This is a genomic window from Bacteroidales bacterium (assembly GCA_014860585.1).
Lineage (GTDB): Bacteria > Bacteroidota > Bacteroidia > Bacteroidales > 4484-276 > RZYY01.
The window spans coordinates 75756-90869 of the sequence record JACZJL010000027.1 but is presented as its reverse complement, the minus strand read 5'-3'; the positions used below and the strand labels follow the sequence as shown (position 1 = coordinate 90869).

Sequence of the window (15114 nt, the reverse complement as noted above, 5' to 3'; positions counted from 1 at the left end):
TGCTTTGCACGGTGATTTCACCCTGGTTCAAATCCACAATCTTTTTTACTATAGAAAGACCGAGACCACTACCGATGATGTTGCGGGTTTTTGGATTTTTTATCCTTACAAAATCCTTGAACAAATCCTGTTGGTCGTCGGGGTGGATTCCAATGCCGGTGTCTGCCACTTCGATGATTGTTTTGCCGCCGCTTTCCGAAATGGTCAGGTCAACCCTCCCACCACGGTTGTTGTATTTGATGGCATTTGAGATCAGGTTGTTGAACACAATCTCCATCTCCTCAGGGTCGATGTACTTGTTGAGCTTTTCGGGTGAATGGAGTTTTATTTCAACCTCCTTTTGAATGGCGTAGGGCATCATCACATCAATGGAACTGCGCACCACATCCACAAAGTTGGTATTCTGAATTTTCTGGGTTGGTTTCCCTGATTCGATTTTGGTAAGGTCGAGCAGGTTGAGGATCAGATGCCGCATCCCGTGCAGCCGCTGTATAGAGCGTTCGACCACCTGGTCGTAATCCTGAAGGGTTGTCCCCAGCTGGCGCTCTTTGATGATGTTCAGATATCCTTCAACTGCAGTAAGGGGTGCTTTGAGTTCGTGTGACAGTACCGAAAGAAACTGGAACCTGACCTGTTTGCCCTGTTCTTTCATATGACGCGCCATCCGCTTCAGGAAGAGCTGTTTGGTAATATTTTCGAATGAGGATTTCAATTCCTGCGGCGTGAAGGGTTTTGGGATAAAATCAACTGCGCCGTCGTTGGTGGCTTTCACGGCAATTTCGATGGAAGCGTAGGAGGTAATCATCACCACAACAATATCGAGGTTGTTGCTCTTGATATATTCCAACACTTCAATTCCCTGTATTCCGGGCAATTTATTGTCGAGTAAAGCAATGTCGGGTTGATCAGCATTTATCAAATCAATCGCATCTTCGCCTGTTCCTGCTTCGATAACCCTGAAATCATACATCTCATCCATGAAAGGGTAGTCCACCCTGAAGTTCCGCAGAATCCGCTCTATCCCTGATCTGATGCCGGGTTCGTCGTCAACAACCAAAACTTTTAAAGTAGCCATTTTTTAAAGTTTTAGCAGTTTCTTTATCTCCATTTCCAACTGGTCGGCTCTGATTCCCTTGTCGAGAATCAGGTCGGCCTTGATCCAGGATTTGTTGCTGTCGCGACTCATATCGAACATGATTCCGGTTTCGGCAGTAACTCCGGTTGCAAGAATGACCGGCACATCGGGATATTTCTTTTTGATTTTGTAGCTAAGGATAAAACCGCTGTCTTCGTTTTCCATCATCAGGTCGAAGATGGCAAGGTCAGGCTTTAGTGTTTCGATGATTTTTTCACCCTCGCGTTGACTATCTGCAGAGATCACCTCAAATCCGAATTTTTCGATTTTCAGCCTGAGTTGGAACAATACATCAACATCATCATCAACGATTAGGATTGTCTTTTTCATGCTTTATCAGTTGTTTATATAAAATAACGAGTTAATTGAAGAGATGGTTCGCTGACTAAAGCAAAACATCCCTTTTTTGATAGGTAGTTTTGAATTTCTCGAAAAAGGAATCTTTTTCTTTTCCGGTGTATTTGCCATACAACTCCATTACTGAGAGGTTTTTATAAGAAACTTTAATCGATTCCTTTTCATCGATATCATAGAGTGTTTTTACACGGGCTTTTACTGCTTCTTTGTCACAACCAATGGGTTGGCCTGCGCCATTGATGCAACTTCCGGGGCAGGCCATCACTTCGATGAACTGCAGGTCACTGTGACCGGATTTAATCTGTCTGATCAGTTCATGCACGTTGCCTAAACCATTCACTGCGGCAATTCCCAGCTTGTATTTCCCCAATTTAGTGCTGAACTCCTTGATATTTTTGTTGTTACGCATTGGCGCCACTTTAAAGTTAACCAAATGTTTGCCTGATAATTTATAATACAACGACCGGTAAACAGCCTCTGCCACCCCCCCGCTGGCGCCAATGATCTTGGCTGCAGAACTTCTGATGGCAAAAGGCATGTCGGCCATTTCGGGAGCAGTTTGCTGAATGTCGAGTCCGTAAAGGCGGATCATGCGGGCAAGTTCGCGTGTGGTCAACACAACGTCCACGTCAGAAATGCCTTTATTCGTAAATTCCTCCCTGCTGGCTTCAAACTTCCTGGCGGTACAGGGCATCAATGAAACGGAGAATATTTTTTCAGCTTTAATTTTCTGATCCCTCGCAAAATGATGCTTTACCAGGCTTCCCATGATCTGCTGTGGCGATTTGCACATGGAAAGGTTGGGCAGCAGATCAGGATGATATTCTTCCATAAACTTGACAAATGCAGGGCAATCGCTGGAAAACATGGGCAAAACCTCATTTTTTTCCAATCTTTCCGTCAATTCATCCACCAGTTGAAGGAGCATGATGTCAGCGGCAAAAGCGGTTTTAAACACACGGTCAAAACCCATTTTGCGCAAGGTTGCTACCAGCAATCCATCCAACTCTTTACCCGAACGTATATTAAATTCCTCAGCCAGCGAAACTGATACTGTTGGTGAAATTTGTACGATCACAAATTTATCAGGATTCTGGAGTGCTTCCTGCACCTGGCTGATGTTATCCTTTTCATGCAGGGCGCCGGTTGGGCAAGTCATAATACACTGACCGCAGGCGATGCAGTTGGAAACATTCAGCTGGTTATTGAAGGTAGGACCAACGATGGTTTTCATCCCTTTACCAATGAAATCGAATGTTGAAATTCCAATCAGGTCCTTGCAAACGCGCACACAACGGCCACAAAGAATGCATTTGGCCGGGTCGCGCACAATACTTGCGGAAGATGGATCTTTTTTAACCTTTTTCCTGACAACCGGCAATCGACGCTCGCGAATACCCAATTCTTCGGCCAGGTTCTGCAACTCGCAGTTCTTATTGCGGATACAATAGAGGCAATCGTCGGGGTGGCTCGAAAGCAGCAGTTCAACAATGGTACGGCGCGCATTGATCACACGTGGAGAGTGGGTGTGAATTTTCATCCACTCCTCCACCGGATGCGAACATGAAGGGACAAGATCGTCTGTTCCTTCCACTTCAACCACACACATTCGACATGCTCCGGTTGGGGTAAAACCCTCCATACTGCATAACGTCGGGACAGTAATCCCGTTTCGCCGCAGGGTCTCAAGGATTGTGTCGCCGCGCTTTGCCTTGATGGTTTTGTTATTTATTTCGATGTTGAAAATCATTCTGGGTCGAAATTATAAAATTTGAATATCAGATAATGTCAATGGCTGAAAACCTGCATACATCATAGCAAATACCACAGTCGTTACATTTTTGGGGGATGATAAAATGTGGTTCCCGAGCCGCTCCTACTATAGCATCAACCGGGCACTTTTTGAGGCAAACCATACAACCGGTGCAACGCTCGGCACTGATCACAAAAGTGCGCAGGTTCCTGCAGACATTCGCCCGGCATTTGCGCTCAAACACATGCTCTTCAAATTCATCACGAAAATATTCCAGGGCGCTCAGCACAGGATTGGGAGCAGTTTTGCCCAGGCCACATAAGGAGGTCTCCTTAATCACTTTTGCCAGATTCTCCAGTTGCAGCACTCCCTGAAATCTCGACAAACTCTTGTGTTCATCCGTTTGAGCCGGTCTTTGGGTGATCTCATTCAGGATCTCATACATCCTGTTGGTTCCTTCTCGGCAAGGGATGCACTTTCCGCAGCTTTCGTTTTGCAGGAAGTTGATGAAATATTTCACCATATCAATAATGCAGGTATCCTCATCCATCACCACCATGCCTCCTGAACCCATGATCAGGTGCTGATCCTGGAAAGTACCGAAATCAATCTGCAGGTCTCTTTTTTCAGCAGGCACCAATGTTCCTGAGGGTCCGCCAATCTGAACAGCCTTTAGCGATTTCTGATTTTTAATCCCACCTCCGATTTCGAAAATTATCTCTTCGAGGGTGATTCCAAATGGAACCTCAACAAGCCCTGTATTGACAATATCACCGGTTAAAGCAAAAAGTTTTGTTCCACTGCTGGATTTAGTTCCAATACTTTTAAACCAGTGAGGACCATGAAGCAGGATGAGCGGCACGTTGGTTAATGTCTCCACGTTGTTCACTACTGTTGGCTTACCGAAAAGTCCCTTTTCATAAGGGAAAGGAGGTTTAGTTCTTGGCATTCCCCGGCGCCCTTCTATGCTCTTAATCAATGCCGTTTCCTCACCACAAACAAAAGCGCCCGGCCCCTCCCGAAGGATGATCTGCAAGTTAAATCCGCTATTAAAAATATTCTCGCCCAGAAATCCAAACTCACGTGCCATTTCCAGCGCTTCATTCAATCTTTTCACCGCCAGTGCATATTCTGACCGAATGTAAATGTATGCCTTGCTCGAACCGATGGCATAAGCAGCTATGGAAAGTCCTTCGATCAACCGGAAAGGGTTTCCTTCAACCAGTGCCCGATCCATATATGCACCGGGGTCACTCTCATCGGCATTGCAAATGATATATTTCTGGTCACTGGCAGCCATCCGGACGCTGTTCCATTTGGTTGAAGTAAGAAATCCACCACCACCTCTGCCACGTAAACCACTTTGCCCGATAATGCTGCAAACCTCATCGGGAGGGTAATTCATCAACGCTTTTAAAAAAGCCTTATACCCATCGCGGGCCAAATATTCATCAAGGCTTGATGGCGAAATCTCACCACAATCAAAGAGCAAAATCCGTTGCTGCTTCTTAAAAAAAGGAAGCTCCTGAATATTGGGAACACCTTCCCACGATTCATGCATCTTGTTAGCCACCTGTCCCAAAATATCCTGTCCCGAAATGTGATTGTGAAAACATTCATCAAGGATATCGTCCACTTTATTAGCCGTGGCTTTCTGAAAACTAACCCTGGCCTTTCCCGGAACCTGAAAATCAAGCAATGGCTCTGCACTGCAAAGCCCAACGCATCCCACTTCGACCACGTCTGCATCCAGCTGATTTCGTTCGAGGTATGCATGCACAGCCTGAAGCGTTGATCCAGCACCTGCTGCAATACCACAGGTACCAGTGCCAACATAAATCAAAGGCTTTACCAGGTGCCTGCGTAAAAGCAGGTCAATCTCTTTCTGGGTTTCAGGGTTGTATTCACCGGAAAAATTCTTCAGTACATTGTCGATCAGGAAATGCGTTCTGCCAATGGCTTGTTCAGTTAGTTTCATTTAATTTCCTCCCTGGCTTTTATTGCAGCAATTAACTCAGGAACCATATCGGGGGTCACGTTTGAATAAAACACATCATTGATTTTGATCACCGGTGCATTGCCACATGCGCCAAGACATTGCACAACCTCAAGGCTGAACAACTCATTCTTTAATTCAGCTCCGGGCTCAAGTCCCATCAGTCTTTTAAACGCTTCCAACAGGTTGCCCGATCCTTCGATATGACATCCTGTACCATTGCAGACACTGATGCGATATTTTGCTTTTGGTAAAAACCTGAAACGTTCATAAAATGTAGCAACGGCATACACCTTGCTGGTTGGAATTTTTAAATGAGCCGCCACCGAAATAACGGCTTGTCGGGATAGAAAACCGCTGACACTTTGAATATCCTGCAAAATCGGTAGCAAATATTCGCGGTCACGATTTTGATATTTCTGCAAAATAGCTTCTATTTCAGTCATTCAAGTATGGATTGATAGTAAATCAACAGGTGAACAAAATTACTATATTTTTTTGTTATTCAGTTCACACTGTTATTTTAATAACGTAAAAAGTACTATGTAATTTATTTTTCAGACCTTTGTACATGCAATCTTGAGATAGAATTATAAATGACAGATCAATTGGAAGTTGTTATTTGTTTAGGAAGTTCATGTTTTGCCCGTGGCAATAAGCAGATGGTTCAGGTTGTAAAAAAGTTCATGGAAGACAACAATCTTATGCACAAACTGAAGTTCCGGGGAAAGCACTGTTTTGGAAATTGCGAAAACGGTCCCAGCATGATGATCGGGGAAAAGCGCCACGAGCATCTTAATCAGCAGTCAGTGCTGGAAATCCTGGAACGAGAATTATTATAAGAAGACAATTCATTATGCATTTGTTAACTATAAATCCTGAGAAGTGTACAAATTGCCACAACTGTGTGCGGGTTTGCCCTGTTCATGCCATCCGGATCCAGGTAGGTATGGAACATCCGGAAATCATTGACGAAAGGTGCATCGGCTGTGGGTCGTGTCTGAGCGCATGCACTTTCGGTGCAATCACCTACCAAAGTTCAACCGAACAGGTGATTGGCCTTCTGCAATCAGCCGATAAGGTGGCTGCAATTGTTGATCCGAGCATCTCCGGTGAGTTTCCGGACATTACCGATTACCGGAAATTTGTGGAGATGATCCGGTCGTTGGGTTTTGAATACGTGAATGAGGTTTCGTTCGGGGTCGATCTCGTTGCTTTGGCTTACAAAAGGTTATTCAGCGAAAAAAAAGGGAAGTACTATATCACAGCCAACTGCCCGGCAATAGTATATTACATCGAAAAATTCGTTCCTTCGCTGATCGGCAATCTTGCTCCCATCATTTCGCCAATGATGGCCACAGCCAATGCCGTAAAGCATTTATTCGGCGATGATGTCCGCATTGTGTATATCGGCCCCTGTATTGCCGCAAAACGTGAAATTGAACGTACCGGCGAACATGCCCGTCTGGATGCCGTTCTTACTTTTGAGGAATTAAGGAAGTTATTTGCTGATCAGGACATCCATGAAAGTCAGCTTGAATATTCCGATTTTGACCCACCTATAGGAAGGCTGGGGTCATTGTACCCCATCAGTTCCGGCATCCTTGAAGCCGCAAATATCGATCAAACAATAATTGATGGTGATGTTATTACTTCAGAAGGAAGTTCTCCGTCGCTGAAAGCCATCGGGACTTTCGAAAATCATATTGATAAGATCAGGAAAAATTTCAATATCTTCTACAACGAAGGCTGTGTGATGGGGCCGGGCATGACGACCGGCGATGATAAACACCGGCGCAATGCCCTTGTAGTTGATTATTCGAAAAAGCGGCTGAAAGATTTCGATCAGAAAAAGTGGGAAGCTTTCGTTGAAATGTTCAGTAAAATGGACATGAAACGATCTTACAATGCAGATGACCAGCGTTTACCTGTGCCCGATGAAGCCAAAATCAGGGAAATTCTTCAACTGATAGGTAAAGATGAAACCAATGCTTCCCAATGTGGTAATTGCGGTTTTGAATCCTGCAAGGCGTTTGCAGTTGCCGTTGGACAAGGCCTCACCCGCACAGATATCTGCTACGATTTTGCCATCAGCAGTAAAAACAAATACATTGGCACCCTGCGCGAATCCAACAAAAAATACCATGACGAGTTGCAGGCACTAAAGGAGGAATTAAAAAAACTGAGAGACGAATACTCACTGGTGAATGATAAACTGGAAACCTCCCGAGAAATCATGAACCAGATCCCTTCGGGTGTAGTGATAGTGGATGAAAAGCTAAAGGTGACTTCATCAAACAGAAGTTTTATCGAACTGCTGGGAGATGAAATCAGGGAAATTGATGAGATTATTCCCGGTTTGCGTGGCGCCGACCTTAAAACATTGGTGCCGGTGCAATTTTACAAATTGTTCCAGAACACCCTGTCCACAGGCGAAAACATCATCAGCCGCGATGTGCAGATTGAAGACGCGCTGCTCAATGTCAGCGTATTTTCGATCAAAAAGAACAAAGTTGTCGGCGGTATTGTCAGGGATATGTTTTCGCCCGAAGTACGCAACGAACAGATTATTCACCGCATTACCGAAGTGATAGACCAAAACCTGGAAATGGTTCAGCAGATCGGCTTCCTGCTCGGTGAAGGCGCCAGCAAAACTGAGGCAATGCTTAACTCCATCATTCAGTTGCATCGGACAAAAAAGAAAAGGTAAGACTTGGATAAAAATTTTTACATAGAACTTAACTGTCAGCAACGCAACCAAGACGGCGAGCGGATTTGCGGCGATGTGTTCATGCACCGTCGGGTGAAGGAGGAAAACCGCATTGTGGCAGTCCTTTCGGACGGCATGGGACATGGCGTCAAAGCGAATATGCTGGCTACACTCACCGCTACCATGGCATTGAATTTTACCGAAGAACATAAAGATTTTGGTAAAATTGCCGAGATCATCATGAAAACGTTGCCGGTTTGCAGTGTGCGGAAAATCAGCTATGCCACTTTTACTATTGTAGATATTGAAGTGGGTGGGGTGGTAAATATCCTCGAATATGATAACCCTGAAACATTTATTGTCAGAAATAATGAGGTTTTTGAACCTGGTTGGCAGTGTATAATCCTTGACTCAGAAAAAGGCAGGGGGAAGGAATTGCGCAGTTGTTCTTTTACCCCCGAAAAAGAAGACAGGATCGTTTTTTGTTCCGACGGGATCACCCAATCAGGTATGGGTAGCGAAAGTTTGCCATTTGGATGGGAACGCGAACACCTGATTGAATTTGTGCTGAACGAAACCAAACAAAATAAGTTTATCTCTGCCCGGGATCTTGGCGAACGGGTTGTGAAAAAGGCCATCCAGAACGACAACTTCATGCCCAAGGACGACACAAGTTGCGCTGTGATATATTTCAGAGAACCCCGAAAAATGCTCATTTGCACAGGGCCTCCATTCGAGGAGGAAAATGACAAGGTGTATGCCCGCAAGGTAGCCGGATTTGAAGGTAAAAAAGTGCTTTGCGGCGCTACCACCGGCGACATCATCTCCCGTGAATGGGGGAAAGAAATTGAAGACACTTTCGACTTTATTGATCCTGACCTGCCGCCGGTTTCACATATGGAGGGCGTTGACCTGGTCACCGAAGGCATTCTGACTTTGACAAAAGTCAGCAACCTGTTGAAAGATTACAATCAAAACACAGTTCTTGACAAAGGGCCGGCCGGACTGATCGTCAACATGATTTTAAAGAGCGACGAGATTGACTTTATTGTTGGAACACGCATCAACATTGCCCACCAGGACCCCAGCCTGCCGGTTGAACTTGAAATCCGCCGGACTGTAGTCAAGCGGATTGCAACAACCCTGGAGGAAAAATTTCTTAAAGAAGTTAAGATCGAATTTATCTGATTCCTTCGAAAGGCAATCAGATGCCCCGTGAATGCCATCATGAGGTTGAGACGGTCCCCAGAAGGATTCACGGGGTGATTGCATCATTCAATTATTCATTCACTTATTCATGCAACTTTATAAAGTTTATTCAAACTTGTATTGATTTGCTGGTCGCTGGTGCAAAAGTTCTTCATACTACCGCTCAGGTAGCTGTCATATGCTGCCAAATCCACTAATCCATGTCCTGAAAGATTGAAAAGTATGGATTTAGTAACCCCTTCTTCGCGGCAGCGTTCAGCTTCTCTGATTGCCTGAGCAATGGCATGGGTTGACTCAGGAGCGGGGATAATTCCTTCGGCCCTGGCAAATTTTAACCCTGCATCAAAGCACTCGAACTGATCAACTGAGGCTGCTTCGATCAAACCGTCCTTGAGCAACTGACTGACTATTGCCCCGGCGCCATGATACCGCAGTCCTCCGGCATGGATTTCCGGTGGAATAAAGTCATGACCAAGTGTGTACATCGGGATTAGTGGAGTTAGACCGGCAGTGTCGCCAAAGTCGTACTTAAACTCACCGCGTGTAAGTTTCGGGCAGGATGAAGGCTCCACTGCAATAAACCTGGTTTTGTTACCATCCAGCAAATTACCCCTTAAGAACGGGAATGTAATCCCGGCGAAGTTGGAACCACCCCCAAAGCATCCAATCACAATGTCTGGGTAATCGTTGGCTTTTTCCATCTGCAGAATGGCTTCTTCTCCGATTATTGTCTGGTGTAAAAGCACATGATTGAGCACACTGCCCAATGAATACTTGGTTTCCGGATCTCCTGCGGCCATTTCGACCGCTTCTGAAATTGCAATGCCCAGGCTTCCGGGTGAATCAGGATTGGCGGCAAGGATTTGACGTCCTGAGTTGGTGAGCATGCTCGGCGATGGAGTCACATCAGCACCCCATACGTTCATCATCGATTTGCGATAGGGCTTTTGATCGTAACTTACCCTAACCATGAACACCTTTAGTTTAATTCCGAAAAACCCGGTTGCAAAGGCAAGCGCACTGCCCCATTGTCCTGCGCCGGTTTCGGTAGTCAGTTGTTTTACCCCTTCTTTGTAATTGTAATAAGCTTGAGCCACGGCGGTGTTTGGTTTGTGTGAGCCGGAAGGACTGACACTTTCGTTTTTGTAATAAATCCTGGCGGGTGTGCCAAGAAGTTTTTCGAGATTGTGGGCTCGAACCAGGGGTGTTGATCTCCAGATTCTGTAAATATCCTGCACTTCTTCCGGAATTTCGATGAATTGTTCCATCGAAACTTCCTGCTTGATCAGTTCCATCGGGAAAAGTCCCGCGAGATCTTCCGGACCAATAGGGTTGAGGGTTCCGGGGTGCAGTGGCGGCATGGTTTTGTTGACCATATCGGCATGAACATTATACCACCTGGTTGGCATTTCGTTTTCGTTCAGGATGAATTTGTTCTGTTGTTTCATGTGTGTAAATGTTTAAAAGTTTGACAAAAAAAAGAGGCATGTTGCCGTAACAACATGCCTCTCTGGGTTTTAAATTATCTTTTACCTTAACTTACATCACACCACGGCAGCATACGGCGACTTCGTTTGTTGAAGTGCCACCACCATGTTGCTATGTTTGTAAGGTTGATCATCTGTGTTTTTCTGTGTTTTTTCGAGCGTCAAAAATAACAATAATCTGAATTGACCAAATTTTTTGTGATTTTTTTTTATGATTATTTCATGCTTGCCTGTAGTCCAGCTTCACGTTCTTTACCCTCTTTTATCCATTGCGGCAATAATTCCTCGAGGAATTGCTGCTTTTTCACCCTGAGGTCATCCATCGGCAGATTGATGTATTGCTGGGCTTTTTCCTTAGTGCTGATATCGGGCATTTCGATTGGGATTGGAACGTTGTTTTTAGTAAGAATTTCAGCCAAAAGTACCCGAGCTTCCTGGGATTTCTGAATGGAGGTACCAAGAACCCTAAGGCTTTCCACAGGTGAGTGAATCCCCATTCCATTGGCTGCAGCTACCCAGTCCCAACGCCATTGTGCATGACGGATCAGCGTGAGTACGGGTTCCATTTCCTTTTCACTGGCGCCTGCATCCCAGGCGGTTTTTGCTTCAATATGAACCCGCGCAAGGTTTGCCTCAGTGATATGACGCAGTTCGGCCACTTTATCCTGGCGGTCGTAAACATTCTGGCGCAGTTTCTCTTCGCTTTCCCGATGGCACACCTGACAGGAGCCAGAGATGTTGTTCAACGGGCTGCTGATGTGATGGTTGGTAAATTTCAAACCACCTTCTCTCATATAGGGCATGTGGCAATCAGCGCAGGAAACGCCACGATCGGCATGTACACCGGTCATATACAATTCAAAATCGGGGTGCTGAGCTTTGATCATCGGCGTGCGGCTCAAAGCATGTTTCCAATCGAAAAAAGCATATTCATCGTAATAACTTTCCATATCGTCGGCACTAAACCCTTTGTCCCATGGGAATGTAAGGTATTTTCCATCTCCTTTGAAATAATATTCCACGTGACATTGTGCACAAACCAGTGAACGCATTTCCTGGTGCGTAGCATCATTTATATTTTTTCCCTGTCGCTCATAAGCTTCCACAAGTCCAGGTCTTGTTATTCGTAGGTTCATGGTTTTAGGATCATGACAATCCTGACAACCGATATGATTCATGATTTGAGGTCCCATGTCCATCCAGGTGGATTTATAAAATTCAGCTACGCCAATTTTATTCATCACACGGGGGACATCAGTACTTTTGCATGTCCAGCAAGTAGAAGGCATTGGCTGAACTGTCCTGAGTGTATTATGTGCATCATCAACTGCATAATAGTGACCTCTTCCCTGATTATAGTCTCGCGAAAATGCGTATCCTGCCCACATGACAACCATTTCAGGATGCTTATCGAGGTAGTCGATCATCATGGAACCAAAATACTTGCTCTTGAAATCGGTCTCCGAAGTGCGTAAATAGGATTCATACTGACGCGGGAAGTTCTTGCCCCAAACTTCATTGCGCGGTTCCCAGTCAGGTATTTCGCTCACCATCTGAAAATAAAGTTGCGACTCGCTGCGCCGCTCTATAATAGAAGAGGCAAAAAGCCCTATTACAAAAACAACAATAATAGTTACAAAGAAAATCAGCCAATTTACCCACGGCTTCCGAGCCGATGTTTCAGCATTGTTTTTCATTGGATCAATTATTTAATGATTAATTATTTAAATTTTTATTTTTACCCAAATAACCTGAAAGCCAGTCTGGCAAAACCGATGGCATGCGTGGAACCAGTGAGAAAGGTGCTGAAGACAGGCTGTTTACACTGCCATGAGGCACCTCCCGGTGGCACTCCCAGCAGAGTTTCCCCTGGTCCATTCTTGCGGTTTTTCCTGTATGTTCAGCCAGTTGTGACATCTCGATCAGATCATGGTGGCACCGTTTACAATTTTCCTGTACCACATTTACCCCGGCTTGTTTGATCCGGATTACCTGCGGTTCGGCACGGGCGGTAAAAATGGTAGCATGTCGGGCGCCATCGCTGGCTTTGAAAAAGTATTTCCTGACGAAATTATCCTGCGGCACATGACAATCGCTGCAAGTAGCCCACTGACGATGACTACTGTGATTCCACGAAGCATATTGAGGGTACATCACATGACAATTGATGCAGGTTTCAGGGTTGTCGGACAAATAGGAAGTCGCTTTGCTGGTGTGAAAAATAAACAACCCCAGTCCAACCATTATACCCATCACAATTGTTGCGGCTAACCGCCATGTTGGAGGTGGAAGAAGAAAGAGAAACAGTCTTTTCATATTCTTTAATATTATAAGTAATGAATTACTTAATCGCAAAAATAAATCTTTTTTCAATTCGACCTGGCCTGGAATGAAATTTTTATTGATTCTAAATTACTCTCGTTTTATGAGCTATAATTAGCGAAAGGTTTTTAGCTTTGCACCATGAATGTAGAAGACCTTCGCACCTATTGTTTATCAAAAAAAGCTGTCACCGAATGTACTCCATTTGATGATGTTACGCTGGTTTTCAAGGTAGCCGGTAAGATGTTTGCCCTTTTACCAATAGATGAAATCGAATTGTCCATTAACCTGAAATGCGATCCCGAACGTGCCATTGTTTTACGTGAACGATATCCGGCTGTCTTGCCAGGGTATCACATGAGCAAGACACATTGGAACACAGTAATGATTGATGGAACTTTCAGCAGAGATGAAATTTTCGAAATGATTGACCACTCCTATGACCTCATCGTAAAAAGCCTGAACCGCAGGCAAAGGGAGTTGTTGGAAGGTTTCAACAGCTGATAATCTGTATTTTTAATGACTGACCGGAATTGACCCTGAGAATGGCAGGTATTGTTAATATGGACAGGACGTTTGCGTTACTTCACACGAGTTAAATTTTCTCTTTCTTTTTTTATTCTCCCTGCCCAAGTGAGTAAGCCCTTTTTCCGCCAATATTATATAGGTTTTCGGTTTTAATGAAATCCAGACCCTCCTCTTTCATTTCCTGCAGAAGTACAATAATGTCGCTGGAAGTGGCTTGGATGGCATTAGTATTCTGGTGTTCTGATTTTGGAATGAGAAAACGGCAGCGCCAGTGATCGGAACACCAGGTTTCGGGCAGGCCGCCGGGATAAACCTTCAGACCCCGATTGGTGACCATTTTCAGCCGAAGGTTGGAACGTGTAAGTTGCTCCAGTCTTTTACCAAGGATTTCAGGATTCCGGTCGTTTTCTAACCAGTCGAGGAAAATATCGACGCCAATCAGTTCCTTTTCAACCGGAATGGTTGGTGATGGTTTCACACTGATTTGTCCTTTGTTCTCACTTAATTTGGCGGGTTTAAGATCGAGGGGTTTGTGGCCAAGCCGCTTGATGATTTCATCAGCAAATTCATTGGTGCTGACCCGTTTAAAGCTAAAATCCTTCCGGAAAATATCCGCTGTATGAAATCCGTCTTCGATGGTCTTGAGCCATGCATTTTCTATGGTTTCAGCCTCCTTGTATTTGCCAATATGCAACAACATCATGATGGCTGCATTTAACAAACCGGAGGGATTCGCCAATTGTTTTCCGGCGATATCGGGAGCCGAACCATGAATGGCTTCAAACATCGCAAAGTCTTCACCGATGTTGGCTGATCCGCTTAACCCGACCGAACCAGCCACCTGCGCGGCAATGTCTGAAATAATATCACCGTAAAGGTTCATCGTAACAATCACATCAAAGGTTTCAGGTCGTTCAGCAAGCAGTGCAGAGCCGATATCAATAATCTTGTGATCGGTCTGAATTTCCGGGTACTCTTTTGAGACCTGGGTAAAAACATCGTGAAACATACCATCAGTGAGTTTCATGATATTGTCCTTGGTCATACAGGTCACCTTTTTGCGGCCATAAAGACGGGCATATTCGAAAGCATAGCGGACAATCCGCTCACTGCCAGGTCGCGAAACCAATTTAAGACACTGAATCACCTCCTGGGTTTGCTGGTGTTCTATACCGGCATAAAGGTCCTCCTCGTTTTCCCTGACGATTACCAGATCCATTTCAGGGAAATTACTTTTAATATAAGGTGTGATGGCCTTAACCGGGCGGACATTTGAAAATAGTCCAAGCGATTTCCTGATGGTCACATTTAAACTTTTGTATCCACCACCCTGGGGTGTAGTGATTGGAGCTTTCAGGAAAACTTTGTTTCGGCGTAACATTTCCCATGACTCAGGTGTAATTCCCGATTCATGTCCGGCCATATAAACTTTTTCACCGATGTCGATGATGTCGTACTCAAGGCCGACGTCAGCTGCGTCTAAGACTTTAATCACAGCATCCATGATTTCTGGACCAATACCGTCGCCTTTAGCTATTGTGATTCGATTGGAAGTTTGCATAAGAAAATGGGATTATTTACCCTTAAACAAATTTAAAAGAGAAATGGTTTCTTTGG

At 44.8% G+C, this 15114-nt stretch carries 13 protein-coding genes; 4 read left to right on the top strand and 9 right to left on the bottom strand.

Annotation, left to right across the window (positions count from 1 at the left end; all coding sequences use genetic code 11):
* From IH598_03100 to IH598_03080, 5 genes are all read right to left on the bottom strand, one after another.
* Positions 1 to 1075 (bottom strand): hybrid sensor histidine kinase/response regulator (locus IH598_03100; GenBank protein MBE0637487.1); only part of this gene is annotated, 1075 nt, incomplete at its 3' end.
* A gap of 3 nt (positions 1076 to 1078) precedes the next feature.
* Positions 1079 to 1465, bottom strand: coding sequence for a response regulator (locus tag IH598_03095; protein MBE0637486.1), 387 nt, complete (start codon positions 1463 to 1465; stop codon positions 1079 to 1081).
* Positions 1466 to 1520: 55 nt separating this feature from the next.
* Entirely contained in the window at positions 1521 to 3242 is a 1722-nt protein-coding gene (locus IH598_03090) for a (2Fe-2S)-binding protein (protein ID MBE0637485.1), read from the bottom strand.
* Between the two features lie 28 nt (positions 3243 to 3270).
* The gene (locus IH598_03085) at positions 3271 to 5223 is read right to left on the bottom strand and encodes a 4Fe-4S binding protein (GenBank protein ID MBE0637484.1); all 1953 of its coding nucleotides are present in this window, start codon (positions 5221 to 5223) and stop codon (positions 3271 to 3273) included.
* Positions 5220 to 5687, bottom strand: a complete 468-nt coding sequence (locus tag IH598_03080) for an NAD(P)H-dependent oxidoreductase subunit E (protein MBE0637483.1) — start codon at positions 5685 to 5687, stop codon at positions 5220 to 5222. Before IH598_03080 ends, IH598_03085 begins: the two co-directional genes overlap by 4 nt.
* 150 nt (positions 5688 to 5837) lie before the next feature.
* Between IH598_03080 and IH598_03075 the strand changes: the two genes are divergently transcribed.
* From IH598_03075 to IH598_03065, 3 genes are all read left to right on the top strand, one after another.
* Positions 5838 to 6083: a (2Fe-2S) ferredoxin domain-containing protein gene (locus tag IH598_03075; GenBank protein ID MBE0637482.1), complete on the top strand. Its 246-nt coding sequence runs from the start codon at positions 5838 to 5840 to the stop codon at positions 6081 to 6083.
* A 14-nt stretch (positions 6084 to 6097) separates the two neighbouring features.
* A complete protein-coding gene (locus IH598_03070; protein MBE0637481.1) occupies positions 6098 to 7951 on the top strand; it encodes a 4Fe-4S binding protein in 1854 nt (617 codons plus the stop codon).
* An 81-nt stretch (positions 7952 to 8032) separates the two neighbouring features.
* On the top strand, positions 8033 to 9139 hold the full coding sequence (locus IH598_03065) for a SpoIIE family protein phosphatase (protein MBE0637480.1): 1107 nt from the start codon (positions 8033 to 8035) through the stop codon (positions 9137 to 9139).
* A gap of 107 nt (positions 9140 to 9246) precedes the next feature.
* Here IH598_03065 and IH598_03060 read toward each other — a convergent pair whose 3' ends face one another.
* The 3 genes from IH598_03060 to nrfH form a co-directional block, all read right to left on the bottom strand.
* Positions 9247 to 10608 (bottom strand): TrpB-like pyridoxal phosphate-dependent enzyme, encoded by a 1362-nt coding sequence (locus IH598_03060; protein MBE0637479.1) that lies wholly within the window; start codon positions 10606 to 10608, stop codon positions 9247 to 9249.
* A gap of 254 nt (positions 10609 to 10862) precedes the next feature.
* The gene (gene nrfA / locus IH598_03055) at positions 10863 to 12344 is read right to left on the bottom strand and encodes an ammonia-forming cytochrome c nitrite reductase (protein MBE0637478.1); all 1482 of its coding nucleotides are present in this window, start codon (positions 12342 to 12344) and stop codon (positions 10863 to 10865) included.
* Between the two features lie 19 nt (positions 12345 to 12363).
* On the bottom strand, positions 12364 to 12963 hold the full coding sequence (gene nrfH / locus IH598_03050) for a cytochrome c nitrite reductase small subunit (GenBank protein MBE0637477.1): 600 nt from the start codon (positions 12961 to 12963) through the stop codon (positions 12364 to 12366).
* A 147-nt stretch (positions 12964 to 13110) separates the two neighbouring features.
* On the opposite strand from nrfH, the gene IH598_03045 reads away from it, so the two are divergent.
* Entirely contained in the window at positions 13111 to 13473 is a 363-nt protein-coding gene (locus IH598_03045; protein ID MBE0637476.1) for an MmcQ/YjbR family DNA-binding protein, read from the top strand.
* A 112-nt stretch (positions 13474 to 13585) separates the two neighbouring features.
* Here IH598_03045 and IH598_03040 read toward each other — a convergent pair whose 3' ends face one another.
* Positions 13586 to 15058, bottom strand: coding sequence for an NADP-dependent isocitrate dehydrogenase (locus tag IH598_03040; GenBank protein MBE0637475.1), 1473 nt, complete (start codon positions 15056 to 15058; stop codon positions 13586 to 13588).
* Positions 15059 to 15114: the final 56 nt, after the last annotated feature.

Bases quoted from the DNA above. Each gene is read 5' to 3' on its own strand.
- IH598_03040 (MBE0637475.1), bottom strand. From the start codon at position 15,058: ATGCAAACTTCCAATCGAATCACAATAGCTAAAGGCGACGGTATTGGT.
- IH598_03085 (MBE0637484.1), bottom strand. From the start codon at position 5,223: ATGAAACTAACTGAACAAGCCATTGGCAGAACGCATTTCCTGATCGAC.
- IH598_03070 (MBE0637481.1), top strand. From the start codon at position 6,098: ATGCATTTGTTAACTATAAATCCTGAGAAGTGTACAAATTGCCACAAC.
- IH598_03080 (MBE0637483.1), bottom strand. From the start codon at position 5,687: ATGACTGAAATAGAAGCTATTTTGCAGAAATATCAAAATCGTGACCGC.
- IH598_03095 (MBE0637486.1), bottom strand. From the start codon at position 1,465: ATGAAAAAGACAATCCTAATCGTTGATGATGATGTTGATGTATTGTTC.
- IH598_03045 (MBE0637476.1), top strand. From the start codon at position 13,111: ATGAATGTAGAAGACCTTCGCACCTATTGTTTATCAAAAAAAGCTGTC.
- IH598_03090 (MBE0637485.1), bottom strand. From the start codon at position 3,242: ATGATTTTCAACATCGAAATAAATAACAAAACCATCAAGGCAAAGCGC.
- nrfH (MBE0637477.1), bottom strand. From the start codon at position 12,963: ATGAAAAGACTGTTTCTCTTTCTTCTTCCACCTCCAACATGGCGGTTA.
- IH598_03075 (MBE0637482.1), top strand. From the start codon at position 5,838: ATGACAGATCAATTGGAAGTTGTTATTTGTTTAGGAAGTTCATGTTTT.
- IH598_03065 (MBE0637480.1), top strand. From the start codon at position 8,033: ATGCACCGTCGGGTGAAGGAGGAAAACCGCATTGTGGCAGTCCTTTCG.
- nrfA (MBE0637478.1), bottom strand. From the start codon at position 12,344: ATGAAAAACAATGCTGAAACATCGGCTCGGAAGCCGTGGGTAAATTGG.
- IH598_03060 (MBE0637479.1), bottom strand. From the start codon at position 10,608: ATGAAACAACAGAACAAATTCATCCTGAACGAAAACGAAATGCCAACC.